Origin of the sequence: Neobacillus sp. SuZ13 (assembly GCF_030123365.1) — a bacterium.
Taxonomy (GTDB): Bacteria; Bacillota; Bacilli; order Bacillales; family Cytobacillaceae; genus Neobacillus.
This window is the reverse complement of record NZ_CP126107.1, coordinates 5,135,727-5,153,257: the sequence shown is the minus strand read 5'-3', so window position 1 is coordinate 5,153,257 and position 17,531 is coordinate 5,135,727. Positions and strand designations below refer to the sequence as shown.

At 36.7% G+C, this 17,531-nt stretch carries 11 protein-coding genes; 8 read left to right on the top strand and 3 right to left on the bottom strand.

Features of this window, described 5'->3' with window-relative positions:
• Positions 1–37: 37 nt before the first annotated feature.
• Both QNH17_RS25500 and QNH17_RS25495 read left to right on the top strand, forming a co-directional pair.
• Positions 38–1,309 carry a serine hydrolase gene (locus QNH17_RS25500; RefSeq protein ID WP_283875938.1) on the top strand — a complete coding sequence of 424 codons (1,272 nt, stop codon included), beginning with the start codon at positions 38–40 and terminating at the stop codon, positions 1,307–1,309.
• A gap of 72 nt (positions 1,310–1,381) precedes the next feature.
• The gene (locus QNH17_RS25495) at positions 1,382–2,335 is read left to right on the top strand and encodes a C39 family peptidase (protein ID WP_283875937.1); all 954 of its coding nucleotides are present in this window, start codon (positions 1,382–1,384) and stop codon (positions 2,333–2,335) included.
• On the opposite strand, the gene QNH17_RS25490 is transcribed toward QNH17_RS25495, so the two are convergent.
• Positions 2,332–3,456: an acyltransferase family protein gene (locus tag QNH17_RS25490; RefSeq protein ID WP_283875936.1), complete on the bottom strand. Its 1,125-nt coding sequence runs from the start codon at positions 3,454–3,456 to the stop codon at positions 2,332–2,334. The two genes, QNH17_RS25495 and QNH17_RS25490, sit on opposite strands and share 4 nt — an antisense overlap.
• A 179-nt stretch (positions 3,457–3,635) precedes the next feature.
• On the opposite strand from QNH17_RS25490, the gene QNH17_RS25485 reads away from it, so the two are divergent.
• Positions 3,636–4,352, top strand: a complete 717-nt coding sequence (locus QNH17_RS25485) for a polysaccharide deacetylase family protein (protein WP_283875935.1) — start codon at positions 3,636–3,638, stop codon at positions 4,350–4,352.
• A gap of 110 nt (positions 4,353–4,462) precedes the next feature.
• On the opposite strand, the gene QNH17_RS25480 is transcribed toward QNH17_RS25485, so the two are convergent.
• Positions 4,463–5,488, bottom strand: coding sequence for an acyltransferase (locus tag QNH17_RS25480; protein WP_283875934.1), 1,026 nt, complete (start codon positions 5,486–5,488; stop codon positions 4,463–4,465).
• Positions 5,489–5,688: 200 nt separating this feature from the next.
• Here QNH17_RS25480 and QNH17_RS25475 point away from each other — a divergent pair, with 200 nt between their 5' ends.
• The 5 genes from QNH17_RS25475 (at position 5,689) to QNH17_RS25455 (ending at position 16,095) form a co-directional block, all read left to right on the top strand.
• Complete coding sequence (locus QNH17_RS25475) at positions 5,689–7,863, top strand: bifunctional glycosyltransferase/CDP-glycerol:glycerophosphate glycerophosphotransferase (protein WP_283875932.1); 2,175 nt, start codon at positions 5,689–5,691, stop codon at positions 7,861–7,863.
• A 5-nt stretch (positions 7,864–7,868) separates the two neighbouring features.
• A complete protein-coding gene (locus QNH17_RS25470; protein ID WP_283875930.1) occupies positions 7,869–9,287 on the top strand; it encodes an MBOAT family O-acyltransferase in 1,419 nt (472 codons plus the stop codon).
• A 17-nt stretch (positions 9,288–9,304) separates the two neighbouring features.
• A complete protein-coding gene (locus tag QNH17_RS25465; protein ID WP_283875929.1) occupies positions 9,305–10,507 on the top strand; it encodes a DHHW family protein in 1,203 nt (400 codons plus the stop codon).
• A 48-nt stretch (positions 10,508–10,555) separates the two neighbouring features.
• The gene (locus QNH17_RS25460) at positions 10,556–13,258 is read left to right on the top strand and encodes a bifunctional glycosyltransferase/CDP-glycerol:glycerophosphate glycerophosphotransferase (RefSeq protein WP_283875927.1); all 2,703 of its coding nucleotides are present in this window, start codon (positions 10,556–10,558) and stop codon (positions 13,256–13,258) included.
• Positions 13,259–13,578: 320 nt separating this feature from the next.
• Positions 13,579–16,095: a glucosaminidase domain-containing protein gene (locus tag QNH17_RS25455; protein ID WP_283875925.1), complete on the top strand. Its 2,517-nt coding sequence runs from the start codon at positions 13,579–13,581 to the stop codon at positions 16,093–16,095.
• 43 nt (positions 16,096–16,138) lie between these two features.
• On the opposite strand, the gene QNH17_RS25450 is transcribed toward QNH17_RS25455, so the two are convergent.
• Entirely contained in the window at positions 16,139–17,476 is a 1,338-nt protein-coding gene (locus tag QNH17_RS25450; RefSeq protein WP_283875923.1) for a glycosyltransferase family 2 protein, read from the bottom strand.
• Between the last annotated feature and the right edge of the window lie 55 nt (positions 17,477–17,531).

The following is a 17,531-nucleotide window of genomic DNA, read 5'->3' as shown; positions in this document are numbered from 1 at the left end:
GTATATTGTTAGAATTTTGTGAAGGATGGGGAAAGAGTTGAAGGCAGGACGTTTTTTAATAGGAATAATTATTGCTATTTTCGTATTTTCCATGATTATACCGAGCCCACAGGCTAGTGCAGCTGAATTAACAGCGCATCAGGATTTTACTAAGAAGGTATCGGTTGAACTAAACAAGTACATAAAAAAATCTGGCGGTCTGGTTATGCTCCAGTATCAGGATTTGGTTACAGGGGAAACGTTTCAAATTAAAGGGAAGACCTCTAGCCGTGCGGCAAGTACGATTAAACTGCCGCTTGCACTCTATATTATGGAGCAAGCAGCTAAAGGCAAGATCAATTTAAATCAGAAGTTGAAATACAAGAGCTATCATTACTATGGCGGCAGTGGCGTCATTCAAAAAGATAAGGTTGGAACGTCCTACACGATTCGAGATTTGGTTAAAAAAGTGATGATTTATAGTGATAATATTGCCTTTATCATGTTAAAGGAACGAGTCGGACAACAAAATTTTATTAAATATATGAAAAGCGTGGGCGGCAAGTATGCCTATCCGAATGGGCAAAATTTAACTTCGGCAAAAGATTTAACGATTTATGCGAAAAGGCTCTATCTATTCTCGAATAAAAGCCCGCTAGGAAAAGAACTTGTCGGCTATTTGAAAAAGACCGTCTATAATACAACGATACCGCGTGGGATTAAGGGCACAGCTGTTGCCCACAAGGTAGGGATGATTCCAATGGATCGAATCTATAACGATGCAGCGATTGTGTATGACAAAAACCCTTACGTATTAGCGATTATGACAAGAGGTATTTCCTATGAGAAGTCACAAAAGGTCATTGCTGGGTTAGCAGCTATCGTTAATAAGCATCATAAAGCGAAGGCTTCCGCTCCATATTTTAAGAGTAAAGCAGATGTAACTATCTATCAAAATAGCAGCAAAGCATTTGCGATTGGAACATTGAAAAAATACCAAACTCTGAAAATTATCTCAAGTAAGGGTACTTGGTTTGGCGTCAAATTTGGGAAAGGAACCGGTTATATCGAAAAGAAATCGGTGGTTTCCTTAAAGAAAGCAACGGTAAGCGGCTGGGCTACAAATCTTCCCCAAATTGGCATTATTAAAATGAAGGCAAAAACACCTGTGGTCGACAAAACCACTTCAGGTAAGGTCATTGCCTATATTAATAAAAATCAAGATTACTATTTTTTCAAAAGGGATAAAGATTACTATGTTGTTGATATCGGTGGAAGAGTTGGATATGTCGCTAGTAAATATATTACCGATCTTAGTGTAAGCATGTAACTTTATCGTCTTAGCTAGGGAGCATCCACCCCTAGCTTTTTTACATCATTCTAATAGGAGGGGTTGAAAGAAATGAAGAGAATCAAATGGATCGTATCTTTGTTTATTTTGCTGCTTTTGGCAGCCAATTCGGGTAAGACAGAGGCAGCCACTGGCGTGATTGATAAAACTCCGCCGAAAATACCTACGGTAAATAATCTGACCAATAAATCCTTTACGATTAAAGGGAAGGCAGAGGCAAATTCAATCGTATATGTAAAAAGGAATTCAAAATATTATTTAAAGCAAGCTGCGGACAAAAACGGGAATTATTCTTTTCCAATTCCACAGCAAAAAATTGGAAGTATATTGGAGATTTATTCAGTAGATTCAGCAAAAAATAAAAGCTTATCAAGAAAAGTCATCGTCAAATCACAGAAAAGACAAAAAAAGAGAATACTTAATGTACCGATGGTTAAACAAATGCCCGAATTACCACGTGGGTGTGAAGTAACAAGTATAACAATGTTATTGAATTATACTGGTATAAAAGTAAATAAAATGACACTCGCCAAACAAGTGAAAAAGGACCCGGCCACACTGAAACGAAAAAATGGCAAAATCTATTTTGGTCATCCTAACTATGGGTTTGTCGGCAATATGTATACCTTCAATAAACCGGGATTCGGCGTGTTTAACAAACCCATTGAAGCTTTGGCTGAAAAATATAAACCAAATCGAATTAAAAATCTGACTGGAAAATCTTTTGATACGATTTTAAGCTATGTTAGTGCCGGTCATCCAGTCTGGATCATTAATACAAGCTGGTTCAGCCGTGTTCCTAATTCTTATTGGCAGACATGGTATACCTCACATGGAATGATTCGAATTACCTATAAAGAACATTCGGTTGTGATTACTGGTTATGATTCCAAATATGTTTATTTCAATGATCCATTAGATGGAACAAAGAATAAAAAGCGCCCGATTAAATCATTTGTTGAGGGATGGAAACAGTTTGGAAGTCAAGCAATTAGTTATTATTAAGACGTTCCCATCCTCGTTCTTTTGAAAAATGGTATATGAGCCAGACGGATTATGAAGTTTATTCCGATTGAAACCATGATGGTTAAGATAAACACCCAAATCACGATTAGAGTTGAATAGTAAGGTGCAAAGCTCATTTCTTGAAAAAAGTAATAAATAAAAAAGGTATGTGTCAGCCAAATAATCGTTGAGTGTTTCCCTAATTGTAGGAATAACCACTCTAGAATGGTGATATTTTGAACTAGTTTCACAAACGAGAAAATCACCATAGGTGCTAGAATAAAATCTGAGTAGTTAAAGATTCCTTCTATTTCAGGGCCTCTTGTTTCAATAATAAATTTGAAAGAGTATTGTCTAAAATAAAAGTAGAGAACAAGAAGCAGCATAAACACGATTTTATTATTTAAGTGTACTTTAGAGAAAAATGCATCCATTTTTTCAAATAAAGAATATTTGGAAAAGTAGGTCCCGGTAATGAACATGATTTGCCATTGAAATAACGTACCTAAATGGTTGATTGCAATCTGAACTAATTCCAAGTTAGAAAAAAATTCATCAACGTGTAAAAAGAAAGCAGAAAGAAACAAAAAAATAAATGAGAGGTAACTTGTCAAAGTTGGCCATTTTTCAACCAATTTTACAATCACAGGGAAAAGCAGTACCAATTCAATATAAACAGAGATGAACCACCACTCGCCATTATAGGTATGAATCAGGGCAAATAAATTATAAATAAAAAGTTTAGAGTTCCACGCATACCTTACCGTATCATCAAAATATTTGAGGCCAATCGGAATAAAAATAAAAAAGACAAGCCAATAAAGTGTAAAAAAGTTGATTGCTCTTTTGAACCCCTGGCGAAAGGTGAATTTATGTTTTGATTCGAAGCTTTTATAAAGACCCAATCCGCTTAAGAATAGGAAAATTGCCACACATAGTTTCCCAAATTCACCAATGAGCTGGTCTAAAGGTAAGTTATCAACCATCATAATCGGCTTATAATCGACAGCAGCAATACGGTTGGGAAAAGCAAATAAATGGTGATAGACCATTAAGACGATGGCAAGTCCCTTTGCAATCGCGGTCATATTTCTAGAAAAAATAAATGGTTTATCTTCCATATATCATTCACCTCAGGAAAACGATCTAATTGTATCCATAGGTTGTTTGGAATAATGCAGGATTATTCATCATTGAGGATTTTTCTTTTGCACGGGACTTAAGGAAAAAAGGAAAAGTGTCAATTGCATATCTTAGAATAGAAGATTTAGAGTTTTTTATTTTAGAGGGGGAAAAAGATATGTTAAAAAAAACAACCACGGTCATTCTAGCGATGTTGCTGCTGCTTAGTACCTGCCTTTTTTCAACAAATAAAACATACGCAAACGAAAAAAAAGCTAGTAAGGTTGTTTATCTGACCTTTGATGATGGACCAAATCAATACACGCCTATAATACTTGATATTTTGAAAAAGAAACAAGCGCATGCGACCTTTTTTATGATTGAAGGTAATATTAAACGGAATCCAAAAACCGTTAAGAGGATGATTAAAGAAGGGAATTATCCAGCATTACATAGTGTTTCCCACAGTGTTAAAAAATTATATCGTGGAAGTTCTAAAAACGTTGCAGTTGAAATGGAAAAAACACGGCAAACTTTGTTAAGAGTTTCAAAGTTTAATAGTTTGTTAACCCGCGCGCCTTATGGAAGCAAACCCTATATGAAGAAACCATTACGGGATGCATTAGCGAAAAAGGGCTTTAAGATGTGGGACTGGGACATTGATACACTTGATTGGAAATATAATCGAACAAGTCCCAAAACGATTACATCAAGAGTTAAATCAGGACTCAAAGGTAAAAAGGGACCAATCGTGATTCTATTCCATGATTCAAAAGGAACAGCACAGCAGCTTCCAATTATTATTGATTATCTGCGTAAAAAAGGCTATACATTAGAGGTCTATAACCCGCAAAAACATATAGTAAAGAATTTTTGGAAGGACAAGCGATTATAATCTTACCATTTAATAAGGTTTAAAATGTATTTGACCGCGATACCATTAAAATTTACTTACAATAGTAGAACACAAAAAGGGCTGCCGCAGAGGCAGCCCTTTTGATGTGGTTAGGGTATCAGCTTATTTAAAAGTGGCAGCCTTTTAATGACATAAACCACAAGTGTGCTGATGATGAGGATGATGATAATGTTGACTGGTACGGATATCAATGGGTGAATCTGATTACTATCAAGGAACAGCGAGTAATCCTTAAGTAAGTAGATAATTAAAGCATGGACAAGATAGATTCCAAAACTATAGATGCTGAGTAAATTAAGCACTGGAGGAAGTGCCTTCTTCATGTTCAGCGACTTCATCCCTAAAAAGATCCCCATGGAAACCAACACGACATTAGGCGCAAAGTTGGAATACCAGTACGTATCAAGTTGACCATTGCTATTTTTTGTATACCAATAGGTCAAGATAAAGGTCAGCACGAACCCGATTAAACCCGCTATGTATATACTTCGTTTTGCTCTTTTTGTGAAATCAAAATGGTCAAGGTAATAGCCCAGCACAAAAAATCCAATACTTCCAGCGACATGGTTCAGTTCTAATTTATAGGTAAATCCGAAGAAATACCTGACAAATGCACTTACCACTGTTGCGATTCCCCATAACAGTAAAAAGTATTCAATTTCTACCCGTTTGGCATTTTTGATGAAAATTGCAAGAATGGGGGTAATCAAATATAGACCTAAAATCACATACATAAACCATAAATGGTAGTTAGTTTGATCAGTTAATAAATAACGGAAAAATTGCGGCACTGAAAACTCAAAGGTTCCCTTCGAAACTTTGTATAAATAATAGAAAAAACTCCAGCATACTAAAGGGACTAAAATTTTACTTGTCCTTTTCAGCAAGAATCCTTTAATCTGAAGATCCTCTCGTCTGCCCAGCATGAGGGCACCGCTAATCATGAAAAAAATGGGAACGGCATAGCGTGAAAGTGTTTCATAAAGATTTCCAGCCAGAAAAAAGCTAGAGTTATGCTTAAAAAGGTTAATTAAAACAACGCCAGCACTAACATGAATCATTACGACTGCAATAATTGCATAAACACGCAGCCAATCTAAGTAATACTTTCTCATATGTTGGATCCTTCTCCTTATGGTGTCTATCTACAGTATGTCCCCAATCATTTTACTTGATTTTCTGTTATTTTCATAACACAAATAAATTACAAACAGATTAAATTGTATGAATTAACAAATTCTATACATAACAATGATTAATTGTTAAAATCTAATAGGAATATTGTCGAAATTTCAGGGAGTGTGACAGAAAAAGTATGTATACTAAACAAAAAGCGACGGTATCAATCATAATCCCGTATTATAACTCCATGGAATTCATCGGAGACTGTTTAAATTCCGTATTATCACAAACCTATATGAATTTGGAGATTATTATCATAAATGATGGTTCGGATGCAGAAAATACAGGATACATTGAAACGTTGCAAGACGACAAAAGAATTGTCTATTTAAAAAATGAATCAAAACAGGGAGTAGCCTACTCACGGAATAAAGGCTTGAGTTCTGCGACAGGGGAGTTTGTGTTTTTTCTAGATAGCGAAGACATCCTAGCAGAAGAAGCGATTGAAATCCTTTTGGCTCATATTGAGGAGGCACCTGCGATTGCAGGGAGAACCAAAAGATTATTGAGGCCGACGGATTTAGAGGTTCCACAGCCGTTAGAAGTCATCGTGACCCCTAAACCAAGTCAAAAAATATTCCATAGCGGAAGTATTTTGAATGTATTGATTCGGAGCAGTTTTATCAAAGAACATATGGTTCGCTTCTATGAGGGAACAGAAGGCGCCACAGATATATCAGGGATCATCCCGTTTCTCTTATACGTCAAAAGTTTACCAAGCTTAAATATCCGTACATATTTTCAACGTGTTCGTAATGACCCGATTTCTAATCCAAGTCTCGTTCAACGTTCTATTCAAGAGAGAACCCGTGATTTTATCAAAGTCTATATGGAAATGAATCAGCAGTATGGAACGTCTCAACCAGTTAAGGAATATTTGGACGGGCTCCTTCTCAGGTTTTACCGACGACAGGTTATTAATATCTTTAAAGATCAAAAACACCTAGATGAATTCTTTAACTTATTGTCGTCCGCGATGAAAATACTTAATCCAGCGAGCATTACTTCCCAGCCTAGTCATATTAAAAGGGAAGTGAACCAGTTACGGGCTGGAAATAAAAATAAATTCATCAAAGGATATAGATTCCATGTAGAAGCAAGGGATTTTAAAAATGCGATAAAAGGGTTCACTAGGCTTAAAAGGTACATCTATAATAAATTTTTCTTAAGATTCCCGATGAAAGATAATTACATTATTTTTGAAAGTTTCTTAGGAAAAAACTATTCGGATAGTCCCCGTAATATTTACGAATATATCATTGAAAACAATCTTGATTATAAATGTATTTGGGTATTTAATGATAAACATCGTCAAATCCCTGGGAATGCAAAAATTGTGAAACGATTCAGCCTTGCCTATTACTACTATTTTGCGGTATCAAAATACTGGATTAATAATATGCGGCAGCCGCTGCATCTTGTTAAACGCGAGGGAAATGTCTTTTTAGAAACCTGGCATGGTACCCCGCTTAAAAAATTGGTTTTTGATATGAAGGATGTCTATTCAGCCAATCCAAGATATAAGCGGGATTTCTATATGCAGTCACGTGCCTGGGATTATTTATTATCGCCGAATCGCTATTCTTCGGAAATTTTTCGAAGCGCTTTTAAGTTTGATAACGAAATGCTGGAGTTCGGCTACCCAAGAAATGATGTTCTTTACTCACCGCAAAAAGAAGAAATTGTGGCAAGAGTAAAGAAAAACATTGGAATACCTGACAACAAAAAGGTAGTACTATATGCACCAACTTGGCGGGACGATGACTTTTATGAGCCTGGCAAGTATAAATTTCAACTGCAGCTGGATTTACACAAAATGAAGGAAACCCTTGGGGATGACTATGTGGTCGCACTAAGGATGCACTATTTTATTGCGGATGATATTAATGTGGAAGGCTTGGATGGCTTTGCGTTCAATCTTTCAAAGTATGATGATATTGCTGAATTATACCTGATTTCGGATATTCTCATCACTGATTATTCTTCTGTATTTTTTGATTACGCCAATCTTAAGCGCCCGATTTTATTCTTTACGTATGACCTTGATAAGTATCGGGACCAATTAAGAGGGTTCTATCTGGATTTTGAAAATGAAGGCCCAGGGCCATTGCTGCGGACAAGTGATGCTGTCATTGATGCAATTGCGAACATTGCTGAGATAAATGAGCGGTACTCCGATAGATACGCTGCATTTTATGAACGATTCTGCAGTTGGCATGATGGGAAATCTACGGAGAAAGTAGTCAAAAGAGTCCTGCTGGGTGAGGACCCATCCTTTCAAAAACAATCAGAGAATTACGGAGGATAAAAATCGTGCTATTTAGTTCAACCGTATTTTTATTTTTATTTTTACCTCTCACGTTAACTTTATATTTTTTGGCACCCCGAAAGTTAAGGAACACCATCTTACTATTGGCGAGTTTGTTCTTTTACGCCTGGGGTGAACCAAAGTTTGTGTTATTTTTGTTTCTCTCCATTGTACTTAATTATGTTTTTGCCCTGTTAGTTGATCAAAATAGGGAAAAACATGTCTTGGTTAAGTGGGTAATGGGGGTAACTATTTTTGCGAACCTTTCCATTTTGATTGTTTTCAAATACGCCAATTTTATTGTCGATAACATTAATGAACTGTTTGGAACAACGATAGAATTAGGAAATATCCCTTTCCCATTAGGAATCTCCTTTTTTACCTTTCAGGGACTAAGCTATGTGATTGATGTGTACAGAAAAGATGCGAAAGCGCAAAAAAATCTCATCAACATGGCAATGTATAAGGCGTTGTTTCCACAGCTGATTGCTGGACCGATTGTCCGCTATGTCACAGTGGCTCATCAAATCGATGAACGGAAAGAATCGTTATCGAAATTTGCGTATGGGACGAAACGATTTATCATTGGCTTAGCTAAGAAAATGATTCTAGCCAATAATTGCGGCTGGGTCGCCGACCAAGTGTTTTCTATGCCTGCAGGTGAAATGTCGGTGGGGATGGCGTGGATTGGTATCATTGCTTATTCATTACAAATCTACTTTGACTTTTCGGGATACTCCGATATGGCAATCGGCTTAGGCAGAATGTTTGGCTTTGATTTTCTTGAGAACTTCAATTATCCGTATATTTCGCGTTCCGCAACGGAATTTTGGAGAAGATGGCATATTTCCTTGAGTACCTGGTTTAAGGATTATTTATATATTCCTTTAGGTGGAAACCGCGGTGGGACATATAAAACCTATCGTAATTTGTTCATTGTCTGGCTTGCGACTGGGATTTGGCATGGTGCCGCCTGGACGTTCATCGCCTGGGGTGTTTATTACGGAGTGTTAATCATGTTAGAAAAAGCATTTTTATTGAAATGGATCAAAAGTATTCCAAGGGTATTCCAACATCTTTACGCCCTTATTGCCGTGATGATTGGCTGGGTATTCTTCCGTGCCGAAACATTTACGTATGGGTTTAATTATTTAAAAGTGATGTTTTTTGCGAATGGCAACCCGATATGGGATCAGCACGCAAGCTTTTACCTATCCCAATATGGAATCGTCCTATTGATTGCTATTATTGCGGCCACGCCTGTATTCCAAGTTCTCAAAGACCAAGTTATAAAACCGGGGACATCAGGAATCGCCAGCGGCAGAGATATTGTGGTCACAGCAAGTTATGCTGTTATTTTCTTTTTAACGCTTGTTAGCGTGGTATCGTCCACCTTCAATCCATTTATTTATTTCCGGTTTTAATGAGTATGGAGGGAATTATGAAAAAAGCTAATGTACAAGGCCTCGCCGTCATAGCTATTTTTTTGTTAACGATCTTCGGTTTCTTTATTTTTACATTTGTGACCCCATCGAAGTCCATGTCGTTACTAGAAAATCGAAAGCTAGCGCAAAGGCCTGATTTAAATAAGGATAATTTACTGACTGGGGAGTATTCCAAGCGTTTTGAGCAATATTACAATGATCAATTTCCGATGCGTGATTCATTTATTGAAACGAATGCCTTAATTAATAAGAATTTCTTCAGACAAAATATTATTGAGGATGTCTATGTGGCGGATGATGGGTATCTGTTATCACAAATTGCCGAGGTCACCCCTGCTGATGCGAAACAAACAGCGGCAAGAATTAATGAACTTGCGACAAACCTTGCTAAAAAGAACATCAGTGTGTATACCGCATTAATGCCGAATAAATCAACCATGATGGAGGATAAATTTCCTGCCTATTTTCCAAGCTTTGGTCAAAAAAATATGAACCTTCTTTATAAAGAGCTTGGAAAAGCGTCCCATCCGATTGACTCCCGTAACGCCCTTGCTAAGCATATGAATGAAGACTATATGTTTTTCTATTCAGACCATCATTGGCAAGCAAAAGCTGCCTTTTATGCGTATCAAAATGTCATGTCTGAGATTAATGCGAATGAGCAAACCGATAACCAGGTTTACCAATATAACGATTACACATGGAACTTATCTGGAAAACCGTTTTTGGGTTCCGATGCTCGGAAAACAACAAGTGCCAATGCTAAGAAGACTGATACGATTTTAGTGGCCCAGCTGAAAGAAAAACATCAGCCGTATACGATGAAATGGGGAAATCGTACAAGAAGTGGATTATATAATATGGATTTTTTAACAATGGAAGATCCCTACACCAACCGTTATCAAGCTTATTTAGGTGGGGATTACGCTCAATTGTTAATTACCAATCCTAATAAAACAAACGGAAAAAAGGTATTAGTGATAAAGGATTCTTATGCCAATGCATTTATTCAATTTCTTGTTCCACATTATAAAGAGACGCATGTATTAGATCTACGTCATTACAATAAAATGCCCATCGAAAAATATGTGGAGAAAAACAATATTGACCAAATTGTCCTGCTATATAATATCAACTCAATATTTGTAACTCCTGCATTAACAAATTTTAAACATCCAGGGCAGGGTGAAAATCAATAAACTTGATGTTTGCCCTTTTTCTAATCTATTCTTTCGGAGGTAGTAAATTTGGAGCCAGAAAATCGGTCTTATAATGATTTTTATTTTTCGATCATTATGGCGGTGTATAATGTTGAAGATTATTTAAAAGAAGCTGTCGAAAGTATTATTAACCAAACGATAAACTTCGACAAGCATATTCAATTGATTTTGATTAACGATGGAAGCATAGATGAAAGTGGGAAACTATGTAAAAAGTTTCAAAAAAAGTATCCGAATAATATCGTCTTTATTGATCAAGAAAACCAAGGGGTAAGTAGTGCGCGTAATGCGGGGTTAGAGGCGGCAAAGGGGAAATATGTTAACTTCCTCGATCCAGATGATAAATTATCATTAAATGCCTTAGAAAAGGTCTATAACTTTTTTGAAAAGCAGGGCAAAGACATCGATGTTGTTTCCATACCCATCTTTTGGTTTGACCAAGCTAAAGGTGAGCATCTACTTAACTATAAATACGCATCCAATAAAATCATCAATATTCTAAAGGACCATCGCTTTATTCAAATGTCTGCATCAAGTTCGTTTGTTCGAAGGACGGCAATTGGCGAGCAAAGATTTAAAGAAACCCTAAAATATGGGGAAGATGCAGAATGGTTAAATCGGATTATTTTAAAGAAGTGTGAATATGGTGTTGTAAAAAAGGCTAAATACCATTACCGTAAACGAAGCACCAATACTTCTGCGACCCAGCAGGCCTTACAGGATAAGGACTATTATTTACACAGTTTGAAGAACTTTTCGTTTACGTTTATTAATATGTCATTGGAGATTTTAGGATTTGTCCCTAAATATTTTCAATATATGATAATGTATGATTTGCAGTGGCGTCTTAATAATAATGATTTAAATGTACTCATGACTGCAGAAGAAACGGAAAAGTTCCTCAAAAAGCTTAGAGACCTGCTAAGCTATATCGATGATGATATCATTCTGGAACAGAAGCATTTAAATTTGTATCGGAAAAATTATTTGTTACGAATTAAGTCCGGTCAGAATTCTACTGATTTTTACCAACCATTCTATTCGCCTAATAATGCGGTCTTATTACACGGCGATCAGGTCAGGGATGCTTTGGACCAGCATCAATTTGCGGTAGAGTTAATCAATATTGAAAGTAAGCAGCTTTTTATTGAAGGTCATTTTACTTCTCTTTTTGAAAATAGTGATACAAAAATTGTTGCAGCGGTTAATGGTGAAATGATTGAGGCTCAAATTGTCGAACGTTTTTATAAAGATATTAATGTCTTTGGGAAAAACATAAAAAAGGCCATAGGGATTAAATTCAACTTTCCATTAGCTAAAATAGGAAAACAGAGTAAATCACTAAAAATTTCTTTTTATGCGATCGTTCATGAGAGTAAAGTAAAGTTAGATGTGTTATTTAGCGGGCAAAGCCATTTAAAAGATAATAGTTATTCTTATTTTAATAAAAATGGATACGTAGTTATTTATCAAAAAAAGAAGAAGCAATTCCTGGTTAGAAAAAGTGAATTTACATTAATCCGCGGGAAAGAAATTGCTGTTCTTAAAACTTTATATAAAATGAATAAACCAGGCTCCAGAAGGGCGTTATTGGTCAGGTTAGATCATTTTCTTCAAAAGCATTTCTTTCAAAAGAAGCCCATCTGGTTATTTATGGACCGGGTAAACAAAGCCGATGATAATGCGGAAGTCCTGTTTGAATATGCGACAAAGCAACAAGACGGAATTCAGAAATACTTCGTTATAAATCAAGATAGTGAAGATTTTAAACGCCTTCAAAAGATTGGCAATGTTATTCCGTATGGATCGCGCCAGCATAAACGTTATTTATTACTTGCCGACAAATTGATTTCTTCTCATGCCGATGAGTTTATTGTCAATCCATTTGGGAAAATGAAAAAGTATCTTAAGGATTTATTTACATATGATTTTATTTTCCTGCAACACGGTATCACTAAGGACGATATTTCAAGTTGGTTAAATAAATATAAAAAGAATATTCGTTTATTTATCACGGCGGCCAACCAAGAATACGATTCGATTGTAAATGGCCATTATGATTACACGGAAAATGAGGTCTTATTATCAGGGTTTCCGCGCTTTGATAAATTGCAAAATGATGATAAGAAGCGGATTCTCATCATGCCGACATGGCGCAGCGATTTGGTAGCAAAGCTAAATCCAATCACTGGAACGCGCGAATATAATCCTGTCTTTAAGGAATCGGAATACTTTAAAGCCTTCAATGATCTGCTGAACAATGATAAGTTATTAAATGCGGCAAAAGAAAAAGGTTATAAGCTAGTCTTTTTCCCACACCCTAATATCAGGCAGCAGTTGAAGGATTATCAGATTGATGATTCGATTGAAGTGGCGGACATGAATAGCAGTTATCGTGATAATTTTAATCAATCCAGTTTACTGGTTACGGATTTTTCCTCGGTCGCCTTTGATTTTGCTTATTTAAAGAAACCGGTGGTTTATTATCAATTTGGAATGAACCATTTGGCAGAAGGGTATTTTGATTATCAAACAATGGGGTTTGGTGATGTCTTGACTGAAAGTGAGCAGGTAGCGGACAGAATTATACAATATATGAATCAAAATTGCCAAATGGAAGCATCGTTCCAGGAACGTGTGAATCAATTTTATTCCTTTACGGATCAAGATAATTGTAAAAGGGTTTATGATGCGATTCGCCAAATAAATCAACCTAAAAATATAAAGTAATCTAGGACAAGATTCAAAAGAGCTATTTTCCAATTTGGGAATAGTTCTTTTTTTTGTGGTTGCGAGATAAAAGTCCCATAAAATGTCGTTTTTGGTATAAGTAATTTGTCGTAATTTGTAAAAATAGATTAAAATTCTATAACTATATTGTTACAATAGAAAATAGTTCGTCTACTGAAATATGTTCTTGAAGTTTTACATTTGGATTTTGCTAGATTTATAGAGAACACGATGATTCTCATTTCAAGGTCAAACTTTGTAGAGGACTGAGGGGTCAATTGGTCTCTTAAAAAATTATTTACCACTTTTAGGGAGGTATTATGGAGAAGGTTAGAAAAATTGTTGGGCATGCCGCTATCGCAGGCTTATTGTTCACAACAATGAGCCCTTTACCTGCGTTTGCAGAGGGGAGTCCGACGGAGGCAGCAATAACTGCTGTCGAGAAAGATCAGGATACTACAGCTACGATTAACCAGAATCAAGTAATGGAGGATACAAAAGCTGCGGTTGAAGAGGAATCTGTAACTGAAACAACAGCTGCTCCAGTTGAGAAGGATCAAGTAACAGAAGAGAAGCATCAAGTAACAGAAGTTAAAGAAACCACAATGGTGGAAAAAGACAATGTGACGGCGGAAAAAATTGCGAATGTAGAGGTCGAACTTACAGGGATAACGATCCTGCCAGTGACTAATGTCTTTGCCGAAACTTCTACGGACTCAACCAGCCTTCAGACATATACAGAAGGTACTTTAGTAAAAGTATATGATTTTTCAGCTGATTGGTATGTTACTACGGTCAATGTCGATGGAGCCGAGCAATCAGGTTACATTCCAAAAAGTGCGATTGATTTAGTTACATCCACCCCGGTAAAATATGAAGGGATTGCGTTAAAGGATCCGACCAACTTATACGCCTCACCAACAAAAACGTCTAATGCGGTAAAATCCTATCGCCAGGGTTCATTCTTACTCTATTATTCTTATACATCACAATGGTTTAGGACGAGTGTGAATGTCAATGGTAAATATCAAACCGTTTATATCCATAAGGATGATATTGAACAAGCTGAAAGCAATCCTGAAAAACAAGAGGGAATTGCGATCAAGGCAGAAACCAATTTGTACGCCTCACCAATGAGAAGTTCAAAAGTAGTAAAGATTTATAGTGAAGGCTCACTACTTAAATATTATACCTATACATCGGGTTGGTATAAAACCAGTGTAAATGTTAATGGTGTGCAACAAGCCGTCTACATTAACAAGGATGATGTGGAGCAAGTCATCTCTAATCCAGTTAAACAACAAGGTTTTACCACAAAGAACCCGACTAATATGTATGGCTCACCATCAAGAAATGCGCAAGTGCTACGAACGTTTGCCATAGATTCCTATTTATCTTTTTATACTTATACTTCTGAATGGTTTAAATCAGTAGTATCTGTGAATGGTCAGCTTCGCACAATTTATATTCATAAAGATGATATTGAAAAACCAACAACTAATCCTGTGAAACAATCTGGGATTGCGGTAGCAAATCCAACAAACATGTACTCAGCACCATCAAAAGGTTCAAAGGTTTTAAAAGTCTATCCTTCGGGTGCAAGGTTATTGTATTATACCTATTCATCCAATTGGTATAAGTCGACTGTGACTTATAATGGGGTTCCAACAGTTGTCTATCTTGCAAAAGATCAAGTGGACCAACTGGTCGATAAGTCGGAAAAAGAAGAAGGAATTGCTTTAAAAAATCCGACCATGATGTACGCTTCTCCAACAAGGGGTGCGAAAGTATTGAAAAGCTATAAACCAGGAACCATTTTGAAATATTATTCGTATTCTGCTCATTGGAAAAAGTCGTATGTAACGGTGAATGGGAAAGTTCAGACGGTTTATATTCATAAGGACGATCTTGAGCAAGCTAACTTCTCGAATACTACTTTACAAGGTCTGACATTAAGATCATCTACTCATGTTTATTCATTGCCTTCGAGAGATTCGAAGATTCTAAGAGATTATCCGCAGAATATGATTTTAAAATTTTATAACTATAGTGAAAATTGGTATAAATCCTATGCCACGGTAAATGGAAAAGTTGTGATTTGCTATATTAAAAAGTCAGATATTGGTGAACAACGAAAAACGGTCTATGATTTGACTTTAGATCAAGCGGTAAATATGCAAAAAAATGCTTCGCCAGTAACCGATAAAGATGCAGAGTGGTTGTCCGCTACATCCGAACAAGTCGAATATTATCTGGACCCTCTAAACTTCCAATCCAATTCGGATACGTATTTGCAATTCTTAATCTTGTCGCATCCGGCAGGGACAAATGCAACCGAGTTGAACAACCGGATTCTTTATGGTAAAGGGGTTTTAGCTGGTAAGGGAAGTTCCTATATTAAAGCAGCCAACACTTACCATATTAATGAAATCTACCTTATTAGTCATTCTCTCTTGGAAACTGGTAATGGTAAAAGCAAGCTCGCCACTGGTATAAAAGTGAATGGTGTAACGGTCTATAATGTCTATGGCGTGGGTGCCTATGATAGCAACCCTGATTACTATGGTGCCAAGTTTGCCTATGAACAAGGCTGGACAACTGTCGAGAAAGCGATCATTGGCGGTGCCAAGTTTGCTGCTGAAAAGTATATTCATGCAGGACAAGACACGCTCTATAAAATGCGCTGGAATCCAGAAGCGATGGATACCTATGGTTATGCATCCCATCAATATGCAACTGATATTGGCTGGGCTGTTAAACAAACGACGAGAATGTCACAGATGTTAAGTACGCTAACACAATTTACGCTGCTATACGATATTCCTGTTTATCAATAATGAAAAAGGGGTTGATCCAATAATTGGATCGACCCCTTTTGTTTTAATCCAGCTCTAATTCTTTCAAGTTTACTTTGTTTAACATGTATTTTCTGCCGGATTCGGTTTCTAGGCCGAATTGTAATTTATTCCGATAGAAGGGTAGACTCGTTTCAAAACCAGCATGCTCGTAGTTTCGGACGACGGTTCCCCAGATAATCCGCAGTTTTCCTGGAAGTTCGGCTTTTGGCAAATACGTGATCTTGTCTTTCGCCTGGATAAACAGCCGATCATTTTCCTTCATAAAATAGACTTTATTCATGAAGTGACCTTTTATTGTCCACTTTAAAGCACGGTGATGACATTCAGTTATTACAACCTTTTGTTTTTCAATCTTCTTGGGAGTTATATTTTCTTTGTACGGCCAGCCATTTTCACTTAGGTTTAACAAATAGGTTTTATAATAAAAGGGCATGTCCTGTTCCTTGATGTATTTCTGATCAAACAGTTGAATTAACTTCACAAATTCCTCAAAAAACTCCTCTTGTTCTTCTTTGGATAATACTTCATAGATAATAGGGTTGTTTTTAGGAAACAGGTACAACCGGATATGATACGTGATTAAAAACTGCACATATGGAAGGATCTCGTTATAGTGACTCCTTGATTCGTTAATCAGTGTTAAATAGCAGCGTCTAATCATTTCCGTGTATCTTGATTTTTGATACCAAGCGTTACTAACGAGTGAATCCTCATCGACACGTCGGCGGTAATGATATTTTGCTTCTGAGACTACCCCGTATTGCTTGTGTTCAAGTAAAAAGGTATTGATAAAGAGGGCATCCTCCCAAAATTTGATATCGGTTTGAAATCTCAAATCAGGATTAGCAAGGAAATGTTTCGCTTTAAAAAAGCATCCGCCAATATGAAAATGAATCCCCGTATACTCCTCAAGAATATTAATCACCCGGTCCCCTTGCTCAAAGCGATAGTTCAATCGGTGCGGGGTATCGATTCGTTCAAAATGGTAGAGGGGAATTACTGCTAGTTGAACATCCTCATGCTGAGAAAAAAAAGTGCCCACTTTTTCAAGTGAATCCTCGGACAGAAGATCATCGGCATCTAGGAAGCCAACGTAATCTGAATGCGCTGAAACATGATTGAGACCAGTATTCCTTGCGCTGCCTGGGCCGGCATTTTCGCGGTAGACATATGTAATATTGTTAGGATACTGGCTGACGTAGGTTTGACATATATCCTTTGATTGATCGGTACTACCGTCATCAACCAAAATAATTTCGACATTTTGTTTAAAGTCCACTGTTTGATTAATAAGGCTTTCAATCGCTTCAGGTAAATATTTTTCTGCATTATAGACAGGAATGATCATCGAAAAAAGCATGTTGTAACTGCCCCTAACTGTATTTGTGATTGGTCTTGTATCCATTATAGTAAAG